The sequence below is a fragment of the Cystobacter fuscus DSM 2262 genome, assembly GCF_000335475.2.
Lineage (GTDB): Bacteria > Myxococcota > Myxococcia > Myxococcales > Myxococcaceae > Cystobacter > Cystobacter fuscus.
This window is the reverse complement of record NZ_ANAH02000009.1, coordinates 252,239-277,302: the sequence shown is the minus strand read 5'-3', so window position 1 is coordinate 277,302 and position 25,064 is coordinate 252,239. Positions and strand designations below refer to the sequence as shown.

General features: G+C 69.7%; 21 protein-coding genes. 14 read left to right on the top strand and 7 right to left on the bottom strand.

Annotation, left to right across the window (positions count from 1 at the left end; genetic code table 11):
- Nucleotides 1–81 precede the first annotated feature (81 nt).
- On the top strand, nucleotides 82–1,296 hold the full coding sequence (locus D187_RS17485) for an EGF domain-containing protein (protein ID WP_081713726.1): 1,215 nt from the start codon (nucleotides 82–84) through the stop codon (nucleotides 1,294–1,296).
- Between the two features lie 53 nt (nucleotides 1,297–1,349).
- On the opposite strand, the gene D187_RS17480 is transcribed toward D187_RS17485, so the two are convergent.
- Nucleotides 1,350–2,894: a hydroxysqualene dehydroxylase gene (locus D187_RS17480; protein ID WP_002643461.1), complete on the bottom strand. Its 1,545-nt coding sequence runs from the start codon at nucleotides 2,892–2,894 to the stop codon at nucleotides 1,350–1,352.
- Nucleotides 2,895–2,909: 15 nt separating this feature from the next.
- Nucleotides 2,910–4,361 carry a geranylgeranyl reductase family protein gene (locus D187_RS17475; RefSeq protein WP_002643462.1) on the bottom strand — a complete coding sequence of 484 codons (1,452 nt, stop codon included), beginning with the start codon at nucleotides 4,359–4,361 and terminating at the stop codon, nucleotides 2,910–2,912.
- Nucleotides 4,362–4,645: 284 nt separating this feature from the next.
- Here D187_RS17475 and D187_RS17470 point away from each other — a divergent pair, with 284 nt between their 5' ends.
- Entirely contained in the window at nucleotides 4,646–5,254 is a 609-nt protein-coding gene (locus D187_RS17470; protein WP_002643463.1) for an MXAN_6652 family MXYO-CTERM-anchored protein, read from the top strand.
- A 12-nt stretch (nucleotides 5,255–5,266) separates the two neighbouring features.
- Here the strand turns inward: D187_RS17470 and D187_RS17465 are convergent, their stop codons facing one another.
- Complete coding sequence (locus D187_RS17465) at nucleotides 5,267–5,965, bottom strand: DNA-3-methyladenine glycosylase family protein (RefSeq protein WP_002643464.1); 699 nt, start codon at nucleotides 5,963–5,965, stop codon at nucleotides 5,267–5,269.
- A 14-nt stretch (nucleotides 5,966–5,979) separates the two neighbouring features.
- The gene (locus D187_RS17460; protein WP_043430261.1) at nucleotides 5,980–7,488 is read right to left on the bottom strand and encodes an FAD-dependent oxidoreductase; all 1,509 of its coding nucleotides are present in this window, start codon (nucleotides 7,486–7,488) and stop codon (nucleotides 5,980–5,982) included.
- Between the two features lie 222 nt (nucleotides 7,489–7,710).
- Between D187_RS17460 and D187_RS17455 the strand changes: the two genes are divergently transcribed.
- The 12 genes from D187_RS17455 to D187_RS17400 all read left to right on the top strand — a co-directional run bounded on the left by D187_RS17455 (nucleotide 7,711) and on the right by D187_RS17400 (nucleotide 21,197).
- Nucleotides 7,711–9,024 (top strand): sensor histidine kinase, encoded by a 1,314-nt coding sequence (locus D187_RS17455; RefSeq protein ID WP_002643467.1) that lies wholly within the window; start codon nucleotides 7,711–7,713, stop codon nucleotides 9,022–9,024.
- Nucleotides 9,021–9,428 carry a response regulator gene (locus D187_RS17450; protein WP_002643468.1) on the top strand — a complete coding sequence of 136 codons (408 nt, stop codon included), beginning with the start codon at nucleotides 9,021–9,023 and terminating at the stop codon, nucleotides 9,426–9,428. Before D187_RS17455 ends, D187_RS17450 begins: the two co-directional genes overlap by 4 nt.
- A gap of 152 nt (nucleotides 9,429–9,580) precedes the next feature.
- Nucleotides 9,581–10,252 (top strand): hypothetical protein, encoded by a 672-nt coding sequence (locus tag D187_RS17445; protein ID WP_002643469.1) that lies wholly within the window; start codon nucleotides 9,581–9,583, stop codon nucleotides 10,250–10,252.
- Nucleotides 10,249–10,710 carry a (2Fe-2S)-binding protein gene (locus D187_RS17440; RefSeq protein WP_020918102.1) on the top strand — a complete coding sequence of 154 codons (462 nt, stop codon included), beginning with the start codon at nucleotides 10,249–10,251 and terminating at the stop codon, nucleotides 10,708–10,710. The genes D187_RS17445 and D187_RS17440 overlap by 4 nt, the downstream gene beginning before the upstream one ends.
- Nucleotides 10,703–12,982: a xanthine dehydrogenase family protein molybdopterin-binding subunit gene (locus D187_RS17435; protein WP_002632598.1), complete on the top strand. Its 2,280-nt coding sequence runs from the start codon at nucleotides 10,703–10,705 to the stop codon at nucleotides 12,980–12,982. Before D187_RS17440 ends, D187_RS17435 begins: the two co-directional genes overlap by 8 nt.
- Nucleotides 12,983–13,496: 514 nt before the next feature.
- Nucleotides 13,497–14,300, top strand: a complete 804-nt coding sequence (locus D187_RS17430; protein WP_002632597.1) for a lysophospholipid acyltransferase family protein — start codon at nucleotides 13,497–13,499, stop codon at nucleotides 14,298–14,300.
- Nucleotides 14,301–14,447: 147 nt separating this feature from the next.
- Entirely contained in the window at nucleotides 14,448–14,609 is a 162-nt protein-coding gene (locus D187_RS17425; RefSeq protein WP_155893403.1) for a hypothetical protein, read from the top strand.
- A 107-nt stretch (nucleotides 14,610–14,716) separates the two neighbouring features.
- Nucleotides 14,717–15,382, top strand: a complete 666-nt coding sequence (locus tag D187_RS17420; protein ID WP_002632595.1) for a hypothetical protein — start codon at nucleotides 14,717–14,719, stop codon at nucleotides 15,380–15,382.
- Nucleotides 15,379–15,840 (top strand): (2Fe-2S)-binding protein, encoded by a 462-nt coding sequence (locus tag D187_RS17415; protein WP_020918101.1) that lies wholly within the window; start codon nucleotides 15,379–15,381, stop codon nucleotides 15,838–15,840. Before D187_RS17420 ends, D187_RS17415 begins: the two co-directional genes overlap by 4 nt.
- Nucleotides 15,833–18,112, top strand: a complete 2,280-nt coding sequence (locus D187_RS17410) for a xanthine dehydrogenase family protein molybdopterin-binding subunit (RefSeq protein WP_002628694.1) — start codon at nucleotides 15,833–15,835, stop codon at nucleotides 18,110–18,112. The genes D187_RS17415 and D187_RS17410 overlap by 8 nt, the downstream gene beginning before the upstream one ends.
- A gap of 226 nt (nucleotides 18,113–18,338) precedes the next feature.
- On the top strand, nucleotides 18,339–20,150 hold the full coding sequence (locus D187_RS57085) for an N-acetylmuramoyl-L-alanine amidase (RefSeq protein WP_002628693.1): 1,812 nt from the start codon (nucleotides 18,339–18,341) through the stop codon (nucleotides 20,148–20,150).
- Between the two features lie 207 nt (nucleotides 20,151–20,357).
- Nucleotides 20,358–21,197: an EamA family transporter gene (locus D187_RS17400; RefSeq protein ID WP_002628692.1), complete on the top strand. Its 840-nt coding sequence runs from the start codon at nucleotides 20,358–20,360 to the stop codon at nucleotides 21,195–21,197.
- 13 nt (nucleotides 21,198–21,210) lie between these two features.
- Here the strand turns inward: D187_RS17400 and D187_RS17395 are convergent, their stop codons facing one another.
- From D187_RS17395 to D187_RS17385, 3 genes are all read right to left on the bottom strand, one after another.
- Nucleotides 21,211–22,686, bottom strand: coding sequence for a M20 family peptidase (locus D187_RS17395; RefSeq protein WP_002628691.1), 1,476 nt, complete (start codon nucleotides 22,684–22,686; stop codon nucleotides 21,211–21,213).
- 14 nt (nucleotides 22,687–22,700) lie between these two features.
- Nucleotides 22,701–24,065, bottom strand: coding sequence for an Omp85 family outer membrane protein (omp85, locus tag D187_RS17390; RefSeq protein ID WP_020918100.1), 1,365 nt, complete (start codon nucleotides 24,063–24,065; stop codon nucleotides 22,701–22,703).
- Nucleotides 24,066–24,137: 72 nt separating this feature from the next.
- A complete protein-coding gene (locus D187_RS17385; protein WP_043430253.1) occupies nucleotides 24,138–24,956 on the bottom strand; it encodes an SDR family NAD(P)-dependent oxidoreductase in 819 nt (272 codons plus the stop codon).
- Between the last annotated feature and the right edge of the window lie 108 nt (nucleotides 24,957–25,064).

The following is a 25,064-nucleotide window of genomic DNA, read 5'->3' as shown; positions in this document are numbered from 1 at the left end:
CCTCGTGGGATTCGGCATCAAGAGAGCAGACAGCGGGGCAGGTCGCTTGCAGGATGCGCGACACTCAAGGAGCGATTCCCCATGACTGATGCAGTGCGGCGTTTCGTATGTGTTCTCGGGCTCGTGTTGGGAGCGGCCGGGTGTGGTCCCACCACCGGTGAAAATCCCTCCGCTGGAGGATGTGGCGACGGCGTCGTCCAGCAGCAGGAGAGCTGTGACGATGGCCAGCAAGCCGGGGGCGATGGGTGTGACGGAGCCTGCCAGGTGGAGCGGGGATGGCAGTGCACGGGTGCGCCGAGCCGCTGTACCCGGCAGACGGGTTCATGTGCCGACGGCTCGGTGAAATGCGATGCCAATGCCCTCTGTACCGAGACGTCCGGAAGCGCCGTCTGCACCTGCAAGTCCGGCTACTCGGGCGATGGCACCATGTGCGCGGACATCGACGAGTGCGCAAGCAACACGGACAACTGCGATGCCCATGCCACCTGCACCAACACGCCGGGTGGATTCACCTGTGCCTGCGAGGCGGGGTACTCGGGCGATGGCACCACGTGCACCGACGTCGACGAGTGCGCCAGCAACACGGACACCTGCGATGCCCATGCCACCTGCACCAACACGACGGGTGGATTCACCTGTGCGTGCAATGCGGGCTACACGGGCGATGGCTCCACGTGCACCGACATCGACGAGTGCACCGAGCCGACAACCTGCGCCTCCGCGCAGACGTGCACCAACACCCCGGGCAGCTACACCTGCACCTGCGAGGCCCCCAGGACGGCCTGTGGAAACGCTTGTGTGAATACGACTTCTGATGCGGCCCACTGCGGAGGCTGCGGCAAGGCCTGCGGCGAGGGTCAGTCCTGTGTGGGGTCGAGCTGTGTGGGCGGCGGTGGCAGCCTCCAGATCAGCGCGACGTGGGGCCGCCCGGGTGATGGGGACCTGATGGTCACCACGCCCACTGGCAAGCTGATCTCGTCCGACAACATGGGCCCGAACCCGGGCACGGACGGTGGCCAGAAGGATCAGGATGACTACACGGGCCAGGGACCGGAGAACATCTTCTGGGCCTCGGGCAAGACTCCTCCCAGCGGCACCTATCACGTCTGCTTCGAGACCGCGGATTTCAATCCCTCACCCAGCCCCGACTCGCCCGTCACCGCCTCCATCACGGTGCGCAAGTCAGGCAAGGCTCCCCAGACGTTCCCGAGGTCGTACGAGAGCAGCGCCTACACGTACCCAAGAGCGTGTAGCCCGACCACGGCCGGCTACGTGACGTCCATCACCTATCCCTGAACCCCGGTGAGTCCGCGCCTGCTCCCTGAGAGGGGGCAGGCGCCTCCCGCCCCTCAGTCCAGCAGCGGCACCCCGGCCAGCAGGCCCCGCCGCGGAACGGACCAGATGTCCTCGCCCTGGACGTCCCAGCCCGCGAGCAGGTGATTGGCCGCCAGGAAGCCCGAGGTGGCCGCCCGCTCCATCAACGCCGTGGGAATGGGCAGACGCGTGAAGTCCCCCGCCAGCGCCACCCGGGACGAGGGCGTCTCCGGCCCCGGCCGCGAGGCGAAGGAGCCCGGCGCGAACGCCGGACAGTCCTGACGCCACAGCAAGCGCTCCTCCAGCACCCGCGCGTCGCGGAACTCCGGGTAGAACGCGTGCAGGCCGGCCAGCAGGTCCCTCCGGACCTCCGCATCGTCCACCCCTCGGGGCAGGCCGTAGGCATGCAGCTCGACCACCGCGCCCCCCGTGCGCGCCGCCCAGTCCCGGCTCTCGCTCTCGAACAGGTGATAGAGCGAAATGTTGTCGATCATCCCCACCCCCGTCGTCCCCGCGAACGGCGCACGCCCGGGCCGCGCCGGTCGGTCCAACCACAGCCGCCACACCGCGAACGGCGACGTCAACGCCAGCCCCTCCACCCGCGCGCGCCACGCGCGATCGAGCAGCTCCGGTGACCGGGCCACGATCCGCTGGAGCGCGGGCACCGGCGTGGCGAGCACCACCGCGTCCGCGGCGAGCGGCTCCTGCCCCTCCACCTGCAACCGGAACTTCCCATCCACCCGGGGCTCCACCGCGGTGACCGACTGGGACAGCCGGAAGTCCACCCGCAGCGACTCCAGGTAGCGGCGCAGCGGATGCCACAGCGCCAGCGAGAAGGGCTGATCGAGCACGTCGAAGACGAGGCCCTCCGGATTCCCCATGAAGTAGAAGTGGAACATCATCAACAGCTCGGCCGCCGACATCTCCTCTTCCGGGTTGAAGAAGGAGTGCGCGAAGACATTGAACAGCATGCGCCGCGCATGGGGCGGAAAGCGGAGCGAGTCCAGGAACTCGCGCGCGTTGCGGTGATCGAACCGGGCGTACGTGCGCTCCATGTCGAACGTGAGCATCGCCAGGCCCGAGCGCGTCTCGAGGTGGAGCAGGTCCTTGAGCCGCAGCGACGGCGTGCGGGCCACGAGCCCCACCAGGTTGAAGGGAGGCCGCGCGGGAAGGCCCGAGAAGGACTCCCGGCGCCCCTCCGGGCCCAGCAAGGGATAGTCGTCCAGCGCGAGCAGGCGCTCCGCGCGGGGATCCACCCGGCGCAACAACGCGCGCAGGTTGTAGTACTGCCGGAAGAAGGCATGGAAGCCGCGCTCCATGTCGAACGGCTCGCCATCCGCCAGCCGCTCCCGCCAGCCTCCGACCCGGCCGCCCAGGTACGGCTCCCGCTCGATGACCGTGACGGAGACACCGCGCTCGGCGAGCACCGTGGCGGCCGCCAGGCCCGCGAGCCCCCCGCCCACCACCGCCGTGGTGACGCCCCCGGGAGCGCTCGACCGGAGAGCCAGACGCGCGGGCGGGAGCTTCTCGGGAGACAACCGGGGAATGGAGAGCTTCGACCACTCGAATGGCAGGCGCATGGGGCCCACCTCCCATCAGGGTGCGAGGAACGGGTTGAGCAACAGGCGGGAGAACCCCTCCAGCCAGCGGGCGAGCGCGAACGGACCGGTATGCGCGAGCGTGCGCAGCTCCCGGATCACCTGGGGCCGCCGCCGCACGATCCCCCCGAGGAACCGCGCGAAGTCGCGCCCCTCCAGCTGATCCTTGAGCAGGGCCGCGTAGGAATCGTTGCCCAGCGAGTGGAGGACGGCGAAGGCCGTATCCAGCAATTGATTCACCTCGTCGCGGCGCTCCGGAGCACGCGAGGGAATGGCCATGGAGAGCGCCAGCAACCCCGTCACGCAATGCAGGGGTGTGTCATGGACGATGGGGCCGGGAGGAAAGCGCTCTCGCGCGAGCGCCTCCGCGAGCGCCCTGGAGCCGGGGAGGAACGAGCGCATCATCCCGCCGAAGCCACAATAGGTGAGGGGCGAGTGGCGCGCGGCCGCGTCCCCCACCAGCACCACCCGGCGCTCCGGCGCCCTCGGGGCGGGAGTCAACCGCGACCAGCCCGGGATATAGCCGAACGTCGGCCGGAGCAGGCGCGGCTCGCCCCGCTTGTAGCGACCGAGCCGCTCGAAGAACCGCCCATAGAGCGGCAGCAGCCCATGTTCCCGGCTCCGGCGCGCCCGCGCGTAATAGAAGAGGTAGACCGTGGTCTCGCCCGCGCGTCCGGGAAAGCCTTCCCAGATGTACTGGCGTCCCCCGTCCACGCCCTCGGTCGTCACCAGGATGTCGCCCACCCGGGGATCCACCTCGTCCGGAGCACGGCCCTGCTTCAACCCGGAGAGCACCCCGCCCACCGTGGGGCAGATCAGATCCCCCGTCGCATGGGGACTGGAAGAGCCCCGCGCATCGAGCACCACGCGCGCCGTCACGTCGCTCCATCCGCCCCCGGCGCGCTCGAACAACAGGCGCACGCAGTGGGGGCCCTCGCGCAGGCCCACCAGGGTCTGGCCGTCGTGGAAGGACACGCCGCGCAGCTCGGCGCGGCGGCGCACCTCGGAGAGGAACCGGCCCGCGTCGATGGAGTGATCGAGCACGCCCCGCACCGGGTACTCGCCTCCGCCATGCCAGCGGCACACGCCGCGCTCGTAGCGGGCGACGATGAGGGACTCCACCTCCGGCGGCGTGAAGAGGCCACTGGCCGTGAGGGGCGCCAGCTCCGAGCCGCTGATGTTCCACTCGCGATGCACCGCCGCCGCCCGGGCCCGCTCGAACACGCCGACCTTCAGGCCGAAGCCGGCCAGCACGGGCGCGTACAGGAGCGACAGCCCTCCACCCGCGAGCACGACGTCGAAGTCCGGGCGCCGCCTCGCGTCCGGCCTGCCGACCAGACGGGGCGCGGTGGGTGGCCGGGTCCCCTGTGCATCGAGCCACTCCAACCGCTCGAGCAGTTCGGGCCCTCCCGCATCGCGGACCCGGGCCTTGAGTGTCTCCAGTCGCATCGTGCTCCCCCGCTGGGACACTGCACCAGATGCCGCACCGCCCATCCGCACCAGGTCACGCGCGGGAACACTACCGGACGCTTGGTATGAGCCCGCCGGGAACACTCGTTCTTCGAGTGACACTCCACTGCGGTGGAACGGCGCCCCACCCGCCCGTCAACCTCCCGCCGCGCCCCGCCCTCCGGAGATTCGACCCATCGCTGAATCGTGACATTCCCCAGAGGCGCGAACCGGGCTACGAAGAGAGTCTCCATCAGCACAGTCCCCCCCCTCTTGGAGGTTGAATGCGCGCTTCTCTCGGTACCGTGGGTGTGATCTCCGCTTGCCTGATCTCGACGTCGGCCCTCGCCAACAGCTCGGGCATCACCGGCCAATCGGGCAAGGACGGAGCGACGTGCAACACCTGCCACTCGGGCGGCTCCGCGCCCACGGTGGAAATCTCCGGACCCGCGACGCTCGCGCCCAGCGCCACGGGCCAGTACACGCTCATCATCAAGGGCGGCGCCGCGAACGTGGGCGGCATGAACATCGCCGTGGACAACGCGGCGGCGGTCCTCCAGGCGGGCGAGGGGAGCCAGAAGATCGGCAAGGAGATCACCCACAACGGGCTCAAGTCCTTCACCAATGGCGAGCTGCGCTTCGACTTCTCCCTGGTCGCCCCCGCCAGCGGAAGCGTCAAGATCTTCGGCGCGGGCAACTCGGCCAACAAGAACTACGACAGCTCGGGCGACCGCAGCGCCACCACGACACTGAACGTGACGGTCTCCGGGGGAACGACGCCCACCGAGCCGGACGACGAAAAGGGCGGCTGCTCGGCCACGGGTGGCTCGCCCATGCTGGTCTTCGCGCTCGCGGCGGCCACGCTGACGCGCCTGCGCCGCCGTCAGGGCTAGGCGCCGAGCGCTTCAGGGGGCCGGGTTCTTCGGCAGTTCGAGCGCCCGCCACATGTACCAGCTCGCCACCGAGCGCCACGGCCTCCAGCGCTCCCCATGGGCCAACAGTTCCCGGGCCCGGGGCATCTCCGCTAGCCCATAGGTGCGCATGAAGCCCTTGCGCACCCCGTAGTCATCCACGGGCAGCACGTCCGGTCGGCCCAGCCGGAAGATGAGCATCATCTCCACCGTCCACTGTCCGATGCCCCGCACCTTCGTCAGGTGCTCCACCAGCGCGGCATCGCTCATGCGCCGGGCCCGCACCAGCGTGGGCACCTCCCCTTCCCGGGCCTTGAGCGCCAGATCCCTCATCGCCGCCGCCTTCGCCCCGGACAGTCCCGCCGCGCGCAAGTCCTCCACCGGCACGGCCAGCACCGCCTCCGGCGTGAAGCGCGCGCCCTGGCCCACGCGCTCGCACACCCGGCCGAAGATGGTGGCCGCCGCCTTGCCCGTGAGCTGCTGGTAGGCGATGGAGCGCGCCAGCGCCACGAAGGGGTTGTGCAGCGCCTCCACCTCCAGCCGCAACGGCCCCACCTGCTTCATCAACGCGCCGAGGAGGGGATCCGCCCGGGCCAGGGCGCGGCGGGCGGCGGGCGTGAAGCCCTCGGGCAGGAGGCTGTCGGGCGCGGGTACGGAGTCGCTCGCGGGAGCGGCGCGGGAAGAGGCGGGCATGGGCGCGCATCGTCTCAGCGGATCTTCTTCGACGCGAGCCCCTTCACCGGAGGGCCGTTGAGCACCTCGCCCGTCGGGCTGTAGCGGCCGCCATGGCACGGGCAGTCCCACGAGCGCTCGGCGTTGTTCCAGTGCACATGGCACCCCAGGTGGGTGCACACCGGGCTGAGCGCGTGGACGCCGCCGGACGCCTCCCGGTAGACGGCCACCTTGCGGCCCTCCACCTCCACGATGCGGCCCTCGCCGGGCGGCACGTCGGACAGGTCGTGCGTGTCCGGCCTCGCCAGCCGGTCCGCCACGAAGTGGAAGGCCACCTCCGCGTTCTCCTGGACGAAGTCCTTCGCCCCCGCCACCGGCTTCACCCGCGTGGCGTCATAGAGCGAGGCGTAGCGGTTGTCCCGGCCGAGGATCAAATCCGAGAGGATCATCCCCGCCAGCGTCCCGAACGTCATCCCCGTCCCCGAGAAGCCCGTGGCCACCCACACGTGGCGCGAGCCGCCGTTGCGGCCGATGTACGCCAGCCCGTCCACCGGCTCGATGATCTGGCCCGACCAGCGGTACTCCACCCGCGACGCCGGGAAGTGCTGCCGCAGGTACTCCTCCAGGGCCAGGTAGCGGCGGGCCGTGTCCTCCTCGGCGCCCACCTTGTGGTCCTCGCCTCCCACGATGACGTAGTCCGCGCCGTCCACGCGCTGGGTGCGGATGTAATGGTAGGGGTCCTTGCTGTCGTAATAGAGCCCCGGCGCCAGGGGGGCCTCGAGCCGCGCCGCCAGCGCATAGGAGCGGTAGGGCATGAGCTTGGTGTGCAGCAGGACGCGGTTGAGGGGCGTGGTCGTTGCCTCCACCACCTCCTGGCACAGGAGCACCCCGCGCGTGGTCTGCACCCGGCAGGGCGCCCCTTCGTGGATGTCGGTGACCTGTGTCTCCTCGAAGACGTGGCTGCCCTCCCCGACGATCCGCTCCGCGAGCGCCTGGAGATACGCGCGGGGGTGGAACTGCGCTTGATCCTCCACCCGCAACGCCAGCGTCACCGGATAGGGCAGCGGCACGTCCCGGGTCAGCGAGCACAGCAACCCCGCCCGCCGGGCCGCGGAGGCCTCGTGCTCGAGCTGCCGCGCCTCGTCCTCCGTTTCCGCGTAGCGGTAGCCGGGCAACCGCTGGAAATCACAAGCGATGCCCAGCCGCTCCACCAGGCTGGAGATCTTCTCGATGGAGGCACGCACGGACTCGGCCGCCAACCGCGCCCCCTTCTCCCCGAAGTCCGACGCCAGCGTGTCATAGGAGACGTCCAGCAGCTCCGTGAGGTGCGCCGTCGTCTGCCCTGTCTGCCCCGTCAAGATGCGGTGCATCTCCACCACGGCGACCCGCTTGCCCTCCTGCTTGAGCAGCCAGGCCGTGGTGAGCCCCGCCAGGCCTCCCCCCACCACCACCACGTCCACCTCGAGATCCCCCGGCAGCGGGGGATACCGCCGCGCCGGAGCCGACACCGTCCACAAGGATTGATGCTCGCGCTCATCGACCATCTTCCAAGGCTAGGAACTCGGCCGAGGGCTGGTAGGGGGAACGAGCAGCCGGGCGCGCCTGCCTGCCTGTCCTCCACTGAAGCCTTTTTTTGTATAAGACCCAACAACCGGGCCTGGCGGGCGTTGGCCGGAACGTGGAGGGGACACACTACCATGGAGTCACTCGACTCCATGATCCGCACCCGAGACCTCTGAACCCCACGGACACCGGAGCGTTACGTCTTGCCATCCATTGCCGCACTGCCAACACACCCCGCGCCCAGCTCCGAGGCCCGACTGGCCTTCTCGGAGCTGCTGCTCGGGTGCGATGACGCCCGGACGTGTGCCGAAGCCGCTGTGTCCTGGCTCGTGCACCACGCGCGGGTGGAGCAGGTGTTGTGTCTGGCACCCGACGAATCGGATTCCCTCGTGCCCCTGGCCTCCTATGGGATGCCCGGCGTGGAGGGCGTCGTGCTCGCGCTGCACGAGACGAAGCACCCGCTGGTGGAAGCCCTCCAGTGGTCCGAGCCCCGGTGGATCGCTCCGGGCCAGCTCTCCCCGGAGTTGTCGCCGCTGCGCCGGGGGCTCTTCTCGCTGTCGCTCGGCAAGGCGGCCCCCGGCATTCCTCCGCCGGGATTGCTGCTGGTCACGCCCGCCTCGTCGGAGCTGTCGCCGGACGTGGGCTGGCTCGCGGGCCACCTGGGTTCGCACCTCACGCGCCTGTACAAGGGCCGGCAGCTCACCCGGCTCGAGGCCGCCTCCAGTGAGCTGGCCGCCCGGGTCAACGCCGCCACCGAGGAGCTGGCCACGCAGAACGAGCTCTTGCGCCGCCAGGCCATCCAGTTGGAACAGGCGAGCGCCGCCAAGTCCCAGTTCCTCGCCAACATGAGCCACGAGCTGCGCACGCCGCTCAACGCCATCCTCGGCTACACCAACATGCTGCTGCAGGGCGTCAACGGCGAGCTGCCCCCTCCGCAGCGCCGCAGCCTCAGCCGCATCGACTCCAACGGGCGCCACCTCCTGGAGATCATCAACGAGATCCTCGACATCACCCGCATCGAGGCGGGAAGGATGCCGCTGCACCTGTCCGAGTTCCGCCTGCCCGAGCTGCTCCAGGAGGTCATGGCGGAGTTGGATCCCATCATCGTCCGCTCGAAGCTGGCGGTGAGCACCCAGGTGGAGGCGAACCTGCCCGGGGTGCACAGCGACCGGCAGAAGGTGAAGCAGATCGTCGTCAACCTGCTGTCCAACGCCCTGAAGTTCACCCACGAGGGGAGCATCCAGGTGAAGGCCCGGTACGAGGTCGCCACCGCCGCGTTCCACATCTCCGTGATGGACACCGGCATCGGCATCGACCCGGCCCATCAGGAGCGCATCTGGGAGGACTTCCAGCAGGTGGACAACTCGCCCACTCGGGCCTACGGGGGAACGGGGCTCGGCCTGTCCATCTGCCGCCGGCTGGCCGCGATGCTCGACGGGCGCGTGAGCCTGGAGAGCGCCGTGGGCCAGGGCTCGACGTTCACCCTGCACCTGCCCCGCCTCGCGAGGCGGTCATGACCCAAGCCATGGCCAACGAGTCCGCGCCGCTCATCCTCATCGTGGATGACTATCAGGATGCCCGGGAGATGTACGCCGAGTACCTGGAGTTCTCCGGCTTCCGCGTCATCGAGGCGCGCAACGGGCTGGAGGCGGTGGAGAAGGCCATGGAGTTCCGGCCCGCCGTCGTCCTCATGGACCTGTCCCTGCCGGTGATGGATGGCTGGGAGGCCACGCGCCGGCTCAAGGGCGACGCGCGCACCAAGGCCATCCCCGTGGTGGCGCTCACCGGGCACGCGCTGGACGGGCACTCGCGCGAGGCCCAGGACGCGGGCTGCGATTCGTACGTCACCAAGCCGTGCCTGCCCGATGCCCTGCTGCGCGAGGTGCGGCGCATGCTCGCCACCGTGAAACCGGCGGTCTGAGGCCCCGCATCGGGTCTCCGGGCGGCGCAGCCGCTTCGTGAAGGAGCCCTTCAAGGCCCATTCACAACATCTGGTTTGGGGCGAAACAGCTCCGGGCGCACAATGTCCCGCTCTGGCTCGGGGCCATCTCCCCCCCCCGCCTGGAGGACTCCATGATGCATCGCCCGGGCATCCTCACCGCTTCGCTGGGAGCGGGAGCCCTGTGCGCCGTGCTCGCGCTGGCGTATGGTTCAGGCCGTGGCGGCGTGAACGCGAGCCCCGCCACGCAGTTGCCCCTCGTGACGGCCCAGCAGTTGCGCACCCCCGACATGTTCGCGCACATCACCTCCCGTCCGGAGCGCTCGCGTGCCCTCTTCCTGGAAGCCAGCCGCGTGATGCTCCATCCGCGCTGCACCAACTGCCACCCCGCCGGAGACACCCCGGCCCAGGGCGAGCGCGGGCTCGCGCATCAGCCCCCCGTCTTCCGTGGCACCAAGGACCAGGGCGTGCCCGGCCTCGAGTGCACCTCCTGCCATCAGGACAGGAACCTCGCCCACGCGCGGGTTCCGGGCGCTCCCAACTGGCACCTCGCTCCGCGCTCCATGGCCTGGGTGGGCGCCACGCCCCGCTCCCTGTGTGAGCAGCTCAAGGATCGCCAGCGCAACGGCAACAAGAGCCTCGAGCAGCTCATCGAGCACTCCGCTCACGACGAGCTCGTCGGGTGGGGATGGAAACCGGGGAGGGAGCGGGTTCCCGCCCCCGGCACGCAAGAACAATTCGGGGCCCTGATCGCCGCGTGGGCGAAGGACGGCGCCGAGTGTCCGGACGAGGAGGCACGGCCATGAGCATCCACCTGAAGTTGAACGGAACCGAGCGCGAACTCGAGGTCGACCCGGAGATGCCGCTGCTCTGGGCCCTGCGGGACGTGCTCGGACTGACGGGCACCAAGTACGGCTGTGGCCAGGCGCTGTGTGGCGCGTGCGTCGTGCACCTGGACGGCGAGGCCGTGCGCGCGTGCGTCACCCCGGTCAGCCGCGCCGCGGGACGCCACGTCACCACCATCGAGGGCCTGTCCGCCGATGGCTCCCACCCCCTGCAGAAGGCCTGGGTGGAGCTCGCCGTGCCCCAGTGCGGCTTCTGCCAGTCCGGGCAGATCATGACCGCGGCGGCGCTGCTGGCGAAGAAGCCCCAGCCCAGCGACAGCGAGATTGACAGGTCGATGAGCGGCAACCTGTGCCGGTGTGGCACGTACACGCGCATTCGCTGCGCCATCAAGAAGGCGGCGGGACTTCCCCATGAGTGAGCACGCCCTGGACGACAACCCCATCCGCCTGTCGCGCCGCTCCTTCCTCGAGGGAGTGGGACTGGTCGCCGCCGGGCTGGCGCTCGAGCTGCTGCCCACGAACGCGCGGGCGGCCACCATGCCCACGACCTACCCGCCCCTGCCCGAGCAGGGCTTCCGCCCCAACGTCTACGTGCACGTAGCGCACGATGGGGTGGTGACGGTGGTGTGCCACCGCTCGGAGATGGGCCAGGGCGTGCGCAGCTCCCTGCCCGTGCTCATCGCGGACGAGATGGGCGCCGACATGGCCCGGGTGAAAGTCATCCAGGGCGATGGGGACAAGGCCTACGGAGACCAGAACACCGACGGCTCGAGCAGCGTGCGCAAGATCTTCACGGACCTGCGCTACGTGGGCGCCACGGCGCGCACCATGCTCATCACCGTGGCGGCCCGGCGTTGGGGAGTGCCCGCGAACACCTGCGTGGCCCGGGACCATGCCGTGTTCCACCCGGCCAGCGAGCGCTCCATCGGCTTCGGCGAGCTGGCCAACGACGCCGCGAAGCTCCCGGTCCCCGCGAGGAAGGACGTCAAGCTGCGGCCCCGCTCCGAGCTGCCCCACCTGGGCAAGGAGCTGCCACTGCTCGACGGGCCGGACATCGTCACCGGCAAGGCTCAATTCGGCGCGGACGTGGTGCTGCCCGGCATGCTCACCGCGATGGTGGTCCGGCCTCCTGTCGCCGGTGGCCGGGTCGCCCGCTACGACGCGACGCAAGCCCTCGCCGTGCCGGGCGTCAAGCACGTGGTGGAGCTGCCCGCGCCCAAGCTGCCCTTCGTCTACCAGCCGCTCGGAGGCATCGCCGTCGTGGCGGACAACACCTGGGCGGCGATGCGCGGGTGCGCGGTACTCGACGTGACGTGGAAGCACGGGGACAACGCGGGCTACGACTCGGAGGCGTACCGGCAGGAGCTGACGAAGGCCATCGGCACCTCGGGCAAGGTCGTGCGCAACGTGGGCAATGCCGACGCGGCGCTCGCGGGCGCGAAGCGCAAGGTCGAGGCCGACTACCACACGCCGCACCTGGCCCATGCGCCCATGGAGCCGCCCGCGGCGGTCGCGCGGGTGGAGGGCGGCCGGTGCGAGGTGTGGGCGGCGACCCAGAATCCCCAGTCCGCCCGCACCGAGGTCGCGCGGGCGCTCGGCGTCGCCGAGAGCCAGGTCACCATCCACGTGACGCTGCTGGGCGGCGGCTTCGGCCGCAAGTCGAAGCCGGACTACGTGGCGGAGGCCGCCCTGGTGTCGCGCGCCGTGGGCGCCCCCGTGCGCATGCAGTGGACGCGCGAGGATGACCTGCGCCACGACTACTACCACTCGACGTGCGCGCAGCGGCTGTCGGCCGCGCTCGATGACTCGGGCAAGGTCCAGGCCTGGCACCACCGCATCGCGTTCCCACCCATCGGCTCCATCTTCTCGGGCGCCACGTTCGCGGGCAACAGCGAACTCAACCAGGGCCTCCTGGACTTGCCGCTCGCCATCCCCCACGTGCGCACGGAGAACTGCGAGGCCCGCGCGCACACCCGCATCGGCTGGATGCGCTCGGTGGCCAACATCTACCACGCGTTCTCCGTGCAGAGCTTCATCGATGAGCTCGCCCACGCGCGTGGCACGGATCCCCGCGACACGCGGCTCGAGCTCATCGGCCCGCCGCGCATCGTGACGATCAAGGAGCTGGGGGTGGAGAAGGTGCCCAACTACGGCCAGTCCCTGGACGAGCACCCCATCGACACCGGGCGCATGCGCCGCGTCATCGAGCGCGTGACGGAGCTGTCGCGCTGGGACTCGCGCAAGAAGGAAGGACGCGCGCTGGGGCTCGCGGCGCACCGCAGCTTCCTGTCCTACGTGGCGGTGGTGATGTCCGTGGTGAAGGACGCGGACGAGCGCATCCGCGTGGACGAGGCGTGGATCGTCGCGGACGCGGGCACCATCATCAACGCGGAGCGCGTGCGCGCGCAGTTCGAGGGCGCCGTCGTCTTCGGCATGAGCCTGGGGCTCTACGGCGCCATCACCATGAAGGACGGCGCCACCGAGCAGAGCAACTTCCACGACTACCGCCTGGTGCGCATCGCGGAGACGCCCCGGCGCATCCACGTCGACGTGATTCCCAGCGAGGGCCCGCCGTGCGGCGTCGGAGAGCCGGGAGTGCCCCCCGTGGCCCCCGCGCTCGCCAACGCCATCTTCGCGCTCACCGGCACCCGCGTCCGGGAGTTGCCGTTCGTGCGTTCGGTTCGCGTCTGAGTCGGACACGGGGATGGCCGGGGCGCTCCCATGAGGAAGCGGTGCCCCGGCCACCTCGCATGAGTGGAACACCCGGGCAACTCCTGCCCTTCGTTCTCCGCTGACACGAAGGGGAACGGGAACTGGCGTGCCCGCGGTGACGGCCACCCTGTGCCCATCGGAACCATTCGTCCCAGGGTGTGAACCGGTTCAAAGCATCTTCGTGGAAGCAGAGATAGAGAGCGGCCGGAATCTCCGGATCGCGCTGTGCGTGAGCTCGACCAGGGCTTCTTGATTGGAAAGAAATCGAGAGCGATTGCTGATTCTCGCGCGCGTCAATTGAAAGGAGTTTGAACAATGTCTACCAAACGGCCATTATCAACCAGGCGCTGTCTGAATCATGCGTTCGGGCCGCTTCCGAGCCCACTCGTCCCGAGAGGCTCCCCGGCACGGGGGCCTCCCCCTCCCGCCGCCCCAGGAGCGTGATAGAGGGCCATTCCCGGAAAGGCACCGCCATGCCGGGAGATGTCCGCCCATGAAGCTCCTCTACCCTCTGCTCAACGTGCTCCAGGCCCTCATCCTGGTGGCGTGGGGTGCTTTCTGGATCATCGTCGCTGGCCTGGGGGCCATCCTGACCCTCGACGGCAACGTGCCGCTGATGATGGCGCGGCGCTTCTGGGCCCCCCTGCACTGGCGCATCACCGGCTCGCGGATGCTCGTGGAGCCGCTGCCGGACATCGACTGGAGCAAGCCCCACATCTTCGTCATGAATCACCAGTCGGCGATGGACATCCCCTGCGCGTTCGCGGCGCTGCCGGTGAACCTCCGCTTCATCGCCAAGCACGTCCTCAAGTACGTGCCCTTCCTCGGCTGGTACATGGCGATGACGGGGATGATCTTCATCAACCGCTCCCACCACCGCGAGGCGGTGCGGAGCCTGGCGCTCGCCGGCGAGCGCATCCGCGCGGGCAAGTCCATCCTGGCCTTCCCCGAGGGCACCCGCTCGCGTGACGGGCTCATCCTCCCCTTCAAGAAGGGCCCCTTCGTGCTCGCCATCGAGGCCCAGGTGCCCATCGTCCCCGTGGCCATCGAGGGCGCCCTGCAAGTGCTTCCCCGGGGCGCCATCTGGCTGCGCAGACACGACATCCGCGTGAAGGTGGGCCAGCCCATCGACACGAAGGGGCTCGGGAAGGCGGACCGCGACGCCCTGCTGCGGCAGGTGCGCGACACCGTCATCCAGCTCCACCGGGAGATCGGCGGACAAGGTGGCGTGCCCCAGGCCATCGCCGAGCGCGGACAGGAAGGGCGTTCCCCTTCCGCCCTCTCCTCCTTGGAGTGAGCCGGTTCAGGTGTCGAAGCGCTCGTTTGGTTCCTCTCCCTCCCTCGGAACCAGACAGACTGGACGGAATTTCTCAATCACTATGCAGCACCGGGTGGTATGCGCGGTGGCTTCCAGTATGACGAGACACCGCTGAGGCCAGCCCTCGTGCGCAACGAAGACCAGAGCCTCCCGCGAGAGCAGATGCTCCACGGCGTGCGCCTGATCGCCACGGACATCCTGGCTGGATTAATCCTGAACAGCGGTCATGTATTCGCCGCCGATAACCAAGACCACGTCACCGAGCGACTGATTCGTTTTTGCTCATGAAGTAGCGCTACACGGTTTATTAATAAAAACTGGCTTAAATAGGAATAGCTAAGGACACAAAATAAACCGACTAGTGCGGGCCATCCCCACCCCGCCTGGAGGTCTCCATGATGCATCACCCGGGCATCCTCACCGCTTCGCTGGGAGCGGGAGCCCTGTGCGCCGCGCTCGCGCTGGCGTGTAGTTCAAACCGTGGCGGCGTGAGTCCCGCCACGCAGCTGCCCCCCGTGACGGCCCAGCAGTTGCGCACCCCCGACATGTTCGCGCGCATCACCTCCCGTCCGGAGCGCTCACGCGCCCTCTTCCTGGAAGCCAGCCGCGTGATGCTCCATCCGCGCTGCACCAACTGCCACCCCGCCGGAGACACCCCCGCCCAGGGCGAGCGCGGGCTCGCTCATCAGCCCCCCGTCTTCCGTGGCGCCAAGGACCAGGGCGTGCCCGGCCTCGAGTGCACCTCCTGCCATCAGGACAAGAACCTCGCCCACGCGCGGGTTCCGGGCGCTCCCAACTGGCACCTCGCTCCGCGCTCCATGGCCTGGGTGGGCGCCACGCCCCGCTCCCTGTGCGAACAGCTCAAGGATCGCCAGCGCAACGGCAACAAGAGCCTCGAGCAGCTCATCGAGCACTCCGCTCACGACGAGCTCGTCGGGTGGGGATGGAAACCGGGGAGGGAGCGGGTTCCCGCCCCCGGCACGCAAGAACAATTCGGGGCCCTGATCGCCGCGTGGGCGAAGGACGGCGCCGAGTGTCCGGACGAGGAGGCACGGCCATGAGCATCCACCTGAAGTTGAACGGAACCGAGCGCGAACTCGAAGTCGACCCGGAGATGCCGCTGCTCTGGGCCCTGCGGGACGTGCTCGGACTGACGGGCACCAAGTACGGCTGTGGCCAGGCGCTGTGCGGCGCGTGCGTCGTGCACCTGGACGGCGAGGCCGTGCGCGCGTGCGTCACCCCGGTCAGCCGCGCCGCGGGACGCCACGTCACCACCATCGAGGGGCTGTCCGCCGATGGCTCCCACCCCCTGCAGAAGGCCTGGGTGGAGCTCGCCGTGCCCCAGTGCGGCTTCTGCCAGTCCGGGCAGATCATGACCGCGGCGGCGCTGCTGGCGAAGAAGCCCCAGCCCAGCGACGGCGAGATTGACAGGTCGATGAGCGGCAACCTGTGCCGGTGTGGCACGTACACGCGCATTCGCTGCGCCATCAAGAAGGCGGCGGGACTTCCCCATGAGTGAGCACGTCCTGGACGACAACCCCATCCGCCTGTCGCGCCGCTCCTTCTTCAAGGGGGTCGGACTGGTCGCCGCCGGGCTGGCGCTCGAGTTGCTGCCCACGAACGCGCGGGCGGCCACCATGCCCAACGCCTACCCACCCGTGCCCGAGCAGGGATTCCGTCCCCACGTCTACGTGCACGTGGCACCCGATGGGGTGGTGACGGTGGTGTGCCACCGCTCGGAGATGGGCCAGGGAGTGCGCAGCTCCCTGCCCGTGCTCATCGCGGACGAGATGGGCGCCGACATGGCCCAGGTGAAGGTCACCCAGGCCGATGGGGACGAGGCCTACGGAGACCAGAACACCGACGGCTCGTGCAGCGTGCGCAAGATCTTCACGGACCTGCGCTACGTGGGCGCCACGGCGCGCACCATGCTCATCACCGTGGCGGCCCGGCGTTGGGGAGTGCCCGCGAACGCCTGCGTGGCCCGAGACCATGCCGTGTTCCACCCGGCCAGCGAGCGCTCCATCGGCTTCGGCGAGCTGGCCAACGACGCCGCCAGGCTCCCGGTTCCCGAGAAGAAGGACGTCACGCTGCGGCCCCGCTCCGAGCTGCGCCATCTGGGCAAGGAGCTGCCACTGATCGACGCGCCGGAGCTCGTCACCGGCAAGGCCATCTTCGGCGCGGACGTGGTGCTGCCCGGCATGCTCACCGCGATGGTGGTCCGGCCTCCCGTCGCCGGTGGCCGGGCCGTCCGTTACGACGCGACGCGCACGCTCGCCGTGCCGGGCGTCAAGCACGTGGTGGAGCTGCCCGCGCCCAAGCTGCCCTTCGGCTTCCAGCCGCTCGGAGGCATCGCCGTCGTGGCGGACAACACCTGGGCGGCGATGCGCGGGCGCGCGGCGCTCGAGGTGACATGGGAGCACGGCGACAACGCGGGCTACGACTCGGAGGAGTACCGGCAGGAACTGACGAAGGCCATCGGCGCCTCGGGCAAGATCGTGCGCAACGTGGGCAATGCCGACGCGACGCTCGCGAGTGCCAAACACAAGGTCGAGGCCGACTACTACACGCCGCACCTGGCCCATGCGCCCATGGAGCCGCCCGTGACGGTCGCGCGGGTGGAGGGAAACCGGTGCGAGATCTGGGCGGCGACCCAGAACCCCCAGGCCGACCGCACCGAGGTCGCACGGGCACTCGGCATCGACGAGAGCCAGATCACCATCCACGTGACGCTGCTCGGTGGTGGCTTCGGCCGCAAGTCGATGCCGGACTTCGTACCGGAGGCCGCCCTGGTGGCACGCGCCGTGGGCGCCCCCGTGCGCGTGCAGTGGACGCGCGAGGATGACCTGCGCCACGACTACTATCACGCGACCAGCGCGCAGCGGCTGTCGGCCGCGCTCGATGACTCGGGAAAGGTCCAGGCCTGGCGCCACCGCAGCGCGTTTCCGCCCATCGACTCCGTCTTCTCGGGCGCCACGTTCGCGGGCGACAGCGAGCTCAACCATGGCCTCCTGGACTTGCCGCTCGCCATCCCCCACGTGCGCCAGGAAAACTGCGAGGCCCGCGCGTATACGCGCATCGGCTGGATGCGCTCGGTGGCCAACGTCTACCATGCGTTCTCCGTGCAGAGCTTCATCGACGAGCTCGCCCACGCGCGTGGCACGGATCCCCGCGACATGCGGTTCGAGCTCATCGGCCCGCCGCGCATCGTGACGCCCAAGGAGCTGGGCGTGGGACGGCTGCGCAACCACAGCCAGTCCCTGGATGAGCACCCCATCGACACCGGGCGCCTGCGCCGCGTCATCGAGCACGTGACGGAGCTGTCGCGCTGGGACTCGCGCAAGAAGGAGGGGCGTGCGCTGGGGCTCGCGGCGCACCGCAGCTTCCTGTCCTACGTGGCGGTGGTGATGTCCGTGGTGAAGGACGCGAACGAGCGCATCCGCGTGGACGAGGCGTGGCTCGTCGCGGACGCGGGAACGGTCGTCAACATGGATCGCGTGCGCGCGCAGTTCGAGGGCGCGGTCATCTTCGGGATGAGCCTGGGGCTCTATGGCGCCATCACCATGAAGGACGGCGCCACCGAGCAGAGCACCTTCCGCGACTACCGCCTGGTGCGCATCGCGGAGGCACCCCAGCGCATCCATGTCCACGTGATTCCCAGCGAGGGCCCGCCGTGCGGAGTCGGAGAGCCGGGAGTGCCCCCCGTGGCCCCCGCGCTCGCCAACGCCATCTTCGCGCTCACCGGCACCCGCGTCCGGGAGCTGCCGTTCGTGCGTTCGGTCCGCGTCTGAGCCCAGGCGGCCCGAGAGGCCCCCGATAGGGCAACTTCTGGCCGCGCGAACACGACATGCGCGTGAACTTGGAGTGAGCACTTCCCCCCTTCTCGGGGGCTCCTCCTGTCGATTCCTGGGACGAGGCCCGGCTCGTCACCTCTTCCTGTTGGGGCCAGCCCCCGCCTGACGTGCATGGGGCGAGGGGCTGCCCACCACACACGTGTGAAGACGTTGGGAGGAATCGATGAAGAACAAGCCGGGAATCGTCGTGCTCGCCGCCTCGCTGGCCTTGACGCAGGCGTGCGGCACGAACGAGCCGCAGCAGGAGTCCGTGGCCCCCGCCATGGCGGTGGACGTGAAGGGGGCGGAGGCGTCCGCACGAGAGGATGCCTCCTTCGATGGGCTCTTCCGGGAGGCGGGACAGGAGTTCGACGTGCCGCCAGCGCTGCTCAAGTCCCTCGCGTTCGTGCAGACGCGCTACCAGATGGTGGAGGGAGCCGAGGAGTTCGAGGGGCGCCCGGCCGTCCACGGCATGATGGCGCTGTCGGAGGCACTGCTCGAGGAGGGAGCAAAGCTGGCGGGCGTCACGAAGGAGCAGGCCAGGACCGACGCGCGCGCCCACGTCCGGGCGGCGGCGGCCCTGCTGTCGCACCGCGCGGGGGCGCTCCAGCTCGACCGGACGCGGGCGGAGAACTGGGCGCCGGCGGTGGGCGCGGTCTCCGGCATCGAGAGCGAGGAGGGCCGTCGCGGCTTCGTCCACGGCGAGGTCTTCCGGGTGGCCCGCCTGGGGCTGGGCACGCTCTCGGCGGAGTGGGCCGCGAGTGGACAGGGCCTGGCCGAGCAGGAACTGGGGCGCAACGAGCAGGCGCTCGCCGCTCCGGACTACGCGGCGGCCGTGTGGAGGCCCTCGCCCAACTTCAACGCCCGGCCCATGGCTCCGCGCATGGTCGTCATCCACACCTGTGAGAGCAGCTACTCGGGGTGCTGGAGCTGGCTGATCAACAGCACCTCGCAGGTGAGCGCGCACTACGTGGTGCGGGAGGACGGAGGAGAGATCAGCCAGCTCGTGCGGGATGGAAGCCGGGCCTGGCACATCGGCGCCACCTACCAGTGCAGCAACAACAGCGGCATGGAGTGTGGGCTGAACGGGAAGAGCTCCAACGACTTCACCATCGGCATCGAGCACGGCGGGTATGCGGCGCAGACGACGTGGCCAGCGGCGCAGATCGACGCCTCGGCCCGGCTGCTGTGCGACATGACGCGTGACCACGGCATTCCCCGGGATCGCTACCACGTGGTGGGGCACGGCCAGTTGCAGCCGTACAACCGCACCGATCCCGGCGCCAACTGGCCCTGGACGGACTACCTCAACCGGGCCAATGCCCACTGCGGAACGTGCTCGGTGGGCGGAGCCATCCTGGAGCGCTACAACTCGCTGGGCGGAGCAGGAGGAGTCCTCGGGGGGTGCATGACGAGCGAGTTGACGACGCCGGACGGGCGCGGCCGCTACAACCACTTCCAGAACGGCAGCATCTACTGGACCCAGGCGACGGGAGCCTGGGCGGTGCACGGCCTCATCCGCGCCAAGTGGGAGCAGATGGGTTGGGAGCGGAGCGTCCTGGGCTACCCCATCACCAACGAGATGACGACGCCGGACACGGTGGGCCGCTACAACCACTTCGAGCAGGGCAGCATCTACTGGACCCCGGAGACCGGCGCCCACGAGGTGCACCACCTCATCCGTGAGAAGTGGGCGGCACTCGGCTGGGAGAAGGGCCTGGGCTACCCGACCACGGACGAGATGGCGACACCGGACACGGTGGGCCGCTACAACCACTTCCAGACGGGCAGCATCTACTGGACCCCGGCCACCGGCGCCCACGAGGTGCGCGGCCTCATCCGCGACAAGTGGGCGTCGCTCGGCTGGGAGAAGAGCACCCTGGGCTACCCGGTGTCCGACGAGTACGCCGTCACTGCTGGCCGCGAGAGCGAGTTCCAGAAGGGCTACCTCACCTGGTCCTCCGCCACCAACTCCGTCTCCGTGCGCATGAAGTAGCCCTGGCGAGGCCGTCAGTCTCCGCTGACGGCCAGCTGCCAGTCTCCCGCGCCGGAGATGCCGACGCGCGGGACGTGGGAGCGCACGAGGCTGCGCCACGCGTCTTCTTGGTGTAGAAAACGCGAGCCGAGGCCCCCGTCTCGACTCCTTCGACACCGTCTTCGCGCACCATGCGCGTCCCCTGGAGCACCGTTGAGCCCCGTCGCCATGATGTTGGTCCTGTCGTCTGCCTTCTTCCATGCGTCGTGGAGCGCGCTCCTCAAGCGGCACGAGGACCCGGAGTCCGCCGTGGTGGGCGTCATCACCATCACCGTGATGTGCGGAGGGCTCTGGGCGCTCGGTCTCCAGGGCGCGGCCTTTCCCACCTCCGGAGCCTTGATGTGGGGCCTCATGGCTGGCGTGCTGGAGAGCGGCTACCTGGTGACGCTCGCCAAGTCCCTGAGCCGTGCCCCGTTGGGACTCGCGTACACGGTGTCCCGAGGCGGGGCGGTGTTGCTCGTGTGGCCCGTGTCCGTGCTGTGGTTGAACGAGCAGCTCACGCCGGGCTCCGTGGCTGGCGCGACCCTGGTGGCCGTGGGCATGGCGGGGATGAACCTCGTGCTGCCTCGAGGCAGGGAGAAGGATGGTGTGCTCTGGTCCCTCGCGAGTGCCGCATGCATCGCCGGGTACAACCTCAGCTACAAACGCGCCCTGGGAGAGGGCGCGCAGCCTCCGGCCCTGTTCACCCTGTCGCTCGGAGTGGCCCTCCCCCTGCTCGTCCTCATGCGCCGCCGGGAGGAGACGAGCTGGGGCGCGCTGCTCCAGAAGATCAGGACCCGGCCCTTGCTGCTCGTGGCAGCGGGAGTGCTGTGCACGCTGTCGTTCTCGCTGATGCTCGTCGCGCTCACGGGCAGTGGCACGGGGGCCGTGATCACCCTGCGCAATACGTCCATCGTGTTCGCGCTGGCGCTCGGCGCGCTCCAGAACGAACGGATGGGACGGCGGCAGCTCGCCGGTGCGGGACTGGTGGTGATTGGAGCCGTGCTGCTGGGATGGCCCCGGAAGTAGACGGGCGAAGTACTCAGCGGGCCGCGGTCGCGATCAACCGCGCGTAGAAGCCCACGGCGAACTCCAGGTTCTCGAGCGTCAGGTGCTCGTTCGTCCCATGAATCATCTGGAGGCTGGCGAGCGAGAAGGTCATGGGTTGGAAGCGGTAGACGTCCGTGGCCACCGGCCGCAGGTGACGGCTGTCGGTCGCCGCGGTGACCAGCCCGGGAGACACGGGCGCCCGGGTCATCTCCCCGGCGAGCGCGGCCAGCACGTTCCACCCCCGCGAGCGCGTGGAGGAGATGGGGGTGGGCTCATCCGGGGTCTTCGTCCAGGAGAGCTCGACGGGCAGCTCCCCCACGGCGGCGCGGGTGTGGGCCAGGACCGTCTCCGAGGTGTCACCGGGCGCGATGCGGTAGTTGATCCACGCCGTGGCGTCCTGCGGCAGCACGTTCTCCTTGGGGCTGCCCCTCAACATGGTGGGCGCGATGGTGGTGTGGAGCAGGCCCGCGCCCGTGGGGGTGGCCGCGACCTGCTGGAGGATGAGCGGCTCGAACAGCCAGCGGTTGGCCACGGCCATGCGCAGCGCCCAGGGCCCCGTGGGCGCGAGCGTCTCCAGCAGGGCCGCCCCGGGCCCCTTGAACTCCAGGGGGAAGGGATGCTCGGCGATCGCGACGACGGCCCTGGACAACAGCACGGCGCCACCGGCGTCCCTGGGCGGAGAGGACGAGTGGCCTCCGGGTGCCCGGGCCACGACCTTCAACGTCCCATAACCCTTCTCGGCGACGCCAATCAGGGCGACCGCGTCACCGGTGACCGGATTGTCCGAGATCACCGCCATGCCCTCGTCGAGCACGAACTCGGCCTGGAGCCCACGCGCCTTCATCCAGTCCGCCACCGCGGGGGCCCCCTCGCCGCGTGCCTCCTCGTCGTGGGTGGAGACGAGGAGCACCGTACGGCGAGGCGTGAAGCCCTGGGCGGCGAGCAACTCGGCGCCCTCGAACAGGGAGATCAACGAGCCCTTGTCGTCGATGGCCCCGCGGCCCCAGACCGCGCCGTCGGCGACCACGCCGTCGAAGGGCGGATGGCGCCAGTCCTTCTCGGTGCCGGGGGTCACTGGCACCACGTCCTGGTGGGCCATGAGGACGATGGGGGCCAGCGAGGGCTCCGAGCCCTTCCAGGTGTAGATGAGCGTATGGCCGAAGATCACCTCGCGCGTCATGGCGGCGTGCGCGGCGGGGTAGGCGCTCTGGAGCCAGGCATGGAACCGATCCCACTCGGCGGGCTGATCCTCGGCCTTGTCCTGGTGGCTGACGGTGCGGAAGCGGATGGCCTGGGACAGGCGCTGGGCGGCCGCGTTCACATCCACCGCGACGGGCCCGGCCAACGAGCCCCCGTCCAGGGCCGCCCCCACGGGGGCCTCGAGCCTCGCCGTGCGGACGCCCATCACCGCGGCCAACAACACCAGTGCGCCACCGGCACCAAGGCCGATCCTCGCCAGGGTCCTCATCACCGCCCTCCCCTTCAGAAAACGTGGTTGAAGTCCAGGTAGAAGCCGGTGGTGCCCTCCTGGGGGCTCACGCCGTAGTCGAGCCGGACGATGAAGTTGTCCTCCCACGCGATGCGCAGGCCGCCGCCGCCCGTGTAGCGCGGGGCCCGAGCGTCCAGCGAGCCCAGGTCCGCCCACGCCTGGCCCATGTCCATGAAGGCCAGCAGGGTGAAGTCCAGGTGCTGATTCCCCGGGGCCACCGAGAGGAACTTCCAGCGCAGCTCCCCGTTGGCCAGCGCCTTCACCTGTCCGCGCAGCCGGTTCTTGAGCATGCCGCGCGCGGTGCTCACGCCGCCAATGCCGCTCATGGTCTCGCGCCACTCCACGCCGCCGAAGGACGTGAGCTGCGGAAAGGGGACATCGCCGCCCATCACGTCCGCGAAGAGCCGCAAGGCGGCCACCAACCGGTCCGTGCCCAGCGGATGGAAGAAGCGCAGGTTGGCCGTGACACCGAAGTAGTTGAAGGCGCTCCCCGTCACGCCCGCGGCCCCGCGCACCGCGAGCTCGTGGAACATGCCCCGCACGGGCGCGGGCTCGTTGTCGCGCAGGTCCAGCAGCAGGCTCGCCGTCACCTCGGCCGTGCGGAAGATGCTCACCCCATCCAGGTGGTCGACCGTCAGTCCGGAGATGCGTCCGGCCCGCACGTCCTCTTCCAGGAGCGAGTCCCGGGCCTGGCCCAGGTCATCCACGGCGTAGCGGGTGCGCAGCTCGGTGAGCCGGAAGCGGTAGCCGGCCGCCACCTGCCAGGGCCCGTTGAGCGAGCGGCGCACGTTGAGCATGACGCTCGGGAAGGTGCGTTGATCGAAGGCGTAGTAGCGCGCGCCTCGGAAGTCCGGGTTGCCCGGACAGACATTGGGGTCGGACTTCAGCGCGTCGCGGTCATCGCAGGTGTTGAGGGAGGGCACGTAGCGCGTGTCCCCGGGCGGGCCGTAGTACGGCGAGAAGCGATCGTTGATCAGCGCCACGTCCAGGACCACCCGCCAGGGCGAGTCCAGGAAGCGGGGGGCATCCAGGGAGAGGCGGTGGATGGCCACCCCCACCGTCGTCTGGAAGAACTGCGCCATGAAGGCGTAGCGATAGGGCTGGATCGAACCGTCGCCCGAGTCCACCACCAGCAGCCGCGCGCCATACCCCAGACCCTCGTCGCTGTTGTAGTTGATGAGCGGCAGGCCCTGGACCCCCCAGCCCGTGCGCGGCGGAGGGGGCATGGGCGTCAACTCCTCGGCGGGCGCCTGGGTGGATTCGGGCGGGGGCGCCGGGGACGAGCCCTCCGCCCGGGCCGCGGCCGTGGCCAGCGAGGCCACCAGTACCCCTGTCCACATCGTCCGAATCAGCAACATGCGAGACTCCAGGTCCACCCAGGTGTCGAAGAACTCCGCCCTCCGCCCGATGGGCGGAAGGAAGAGCGCGCCTCAACCCACCTTGGGGCTGGTGATGCCCAGCGTGTCCAGGTAGCTGTGGACGCCGCGGACGTGATTGCCGCCGTCGACGGCGATGGTCTCACCGGTGACCCACGACGCGAGATCACTGCACAGGAACGACACCACCTTCGCCACGTCCTCCGGCTCGCCGAGCGGCTTGCCGAGCGGCGTCCGCTCGAGGAACGCCCGGGTCATGGCCTCCGTCTGCAGACCGGCCCCCTCGGACAGGGGCGTGCGGATGAGCCCCGGCGCGACGATGTTGGCCCGGATGCCGTAGCGGCCCAACTCCGAGGCCGTGACCTTCGTGAAGTTCGCGAGCCCCGCCTTGGAGGCGCAGTAGTGGGCGAGCCCATCCGTCACGTTCGTCTGGTTCAACGACGAGATGTTGACGATGGAGCCGGGCTGCTTCGCGTCCACGAGCGCCCGCCCCAGGGCCTTGGTGAAGAGGAAGGGCCCCTTGAGGTTGATGGCGAGGATCCGATCGAACTCCTCTTCCGGCATGTCGATGATGGGAGAGAGGGCGCCCGTCCCGGCGTTGTTCACCAGGATGCCCGGCAGGCCGAACTCCCGCGTGGCCGTCTCGAGCGCCCGGGACACGTCCGCGGCCCGGACCACGTCTCCCGCGAAGGGCACGGCCCGCGCACGTCCCTCCATCGTCCGATTGAGCCCCTCGGCGGCGGCCTCCACCTTCTCCCGGGTACGGCCGAAGAGCAGGACATTGGCTCCGTCCCGCATGAGATGCGCGGCGATCGCCAACCCGATTCCCTGCCCCGCTCCCGTCACAATGGCACTGCTCGATACGAGCTTCATCCCAACCCCCTTTTGTTCACTGGGAGACGGGACCCTACACAGCCGCGATGTGGGCCAGCAAGCAGGGGGCCTCCCAATGGGGATGAGGCTCATCCTGCATGGAGACTC

Coding starts and splice junctions, on each gene's coding strand:
- omp85 (WP_020918100.1), bottom strand. CDS start 24,065: ATGTTGCTGATTCGGACGATGTGGACAGGGGTACTGGTGGCCTCGCTG.
- D187_RS17470 (WP_002643463.1), top strand. CDS start 4,646: ATGCGCGCTTCTCTCGGTACCGTGGGTGTGATCTCCGCTTGCCTGATC.
- D187_RS17485 (WP_081713726.1), top strand. CDS start 82: ATGACTGATGCAGTGCGGCGTTTCGTATGTGTTCTCGGGCTCGTGTTG.
- D187_RS17400 (WP_002628692.1), top strand. CDS start 20,358: ATGATGTTGGTCCTGTCGTCTGCCTTCTTCCATGCGTCGTGGAGCGCG.
- D187_RS17450 (WP_002643468.1), top strand. CDS start 9,021: ATGACCCAAGCCATGGCCAACGAGTCCGCGCCGCTCATCCTCATCGTG.
- D187_RS17395 (WP_002628691.1), bottom strand. CDS start 22,686: ATGAGGACCCTGGCGAGGATCGGCCTTGGTGCCGGTGGCGCACTGGTG.
- D187_RS17385 (WP_043430253.1), bottom strand. CDS start 24,956: ATGAAGCTCGTATCGAGCAGTGCCATTGTGACGGGAGCGGGGCAGGGA.
- D187_RS17415 (WP_020918101.1), top strand. CDS start 15,379: ATGAGCATCCACCTGAAGTTGAACGGAACCGAGCGCGAACTCGAAGTC.
- D187_RS17435 (WP_002632598.1), top strand. CDS start 10,703: ATGAGTGAGCACGCCCTGGACGACAACCCCATCCGCCTGTCGCGCCGC.
- D187_RS17445 (WP_002643469.1), top strand. CDS start 9,581: ATGATGCATCGCCCGGGCATCCTCACCGCTTCGCTGGGAGCGGGAGCC.
- D187_RS17430 (WP_002632597.1), top strand. CDS start 13,497: ATGAAGCTCCTCTACCCTCTGCTCAACGTGCTCCAGGCCCTCATCCTG.
- D187_RS57085 (WP_002628693.1), top strand. CDS start 18,339: ATGAAGAACAAGCCGGGAATCGTCGTGCTCGCCGCCTCGCTGGCCTTG.
- D187_RS17465 (WP_002643464.1), bottom strand. CDS start 5,965: ATGCCCGCCTCTTCCCGCGCCGCTCCCGCGAGCGACTCCGTACCCGCG.
- D187_RS17420 (WP_002632595.1), top strand. CDS start 14,717: ATGATGCATCACCCGGGCATCCTCACCGCTTCGCTGGGAGCGGGAGCC.
- D187_RS17460 (WP_043430261.1), bottom strand. CDS start 7,488: ATGGTCGATGAGCGCGAGCATCAATCCTTGTGGACGGTGTCGGCTCCG.
- D187_RS17410 (WP_002628694.1), top strand. CDS start 15,833: ATGAGTGAGCACGTCCTGGACGACAACCCCATCCGCCTGTCGCGCCGC.
- D187_RS17475 (WP_002643462.1), bottom strand. CDS start 4,361: ATGCGACTGGAGACACTCAAGGCCCGGGTCCGCGATGCGGGAGGGCCC.
- D187_RS17480 (WP_002643461.1), bottom strand. CDS start 2,894: ATGCGCCTGCCATTCGAGTGGTCGAAGCTCTCCATTCCCCGGTTGTCT.
- D187_RS17440 (WP_020918102.1), top strand. CDS start 10,249: ATGAGCATCCACCTGAAGTTGAACGGAACCGAGCGCGAACTCGAGGTC.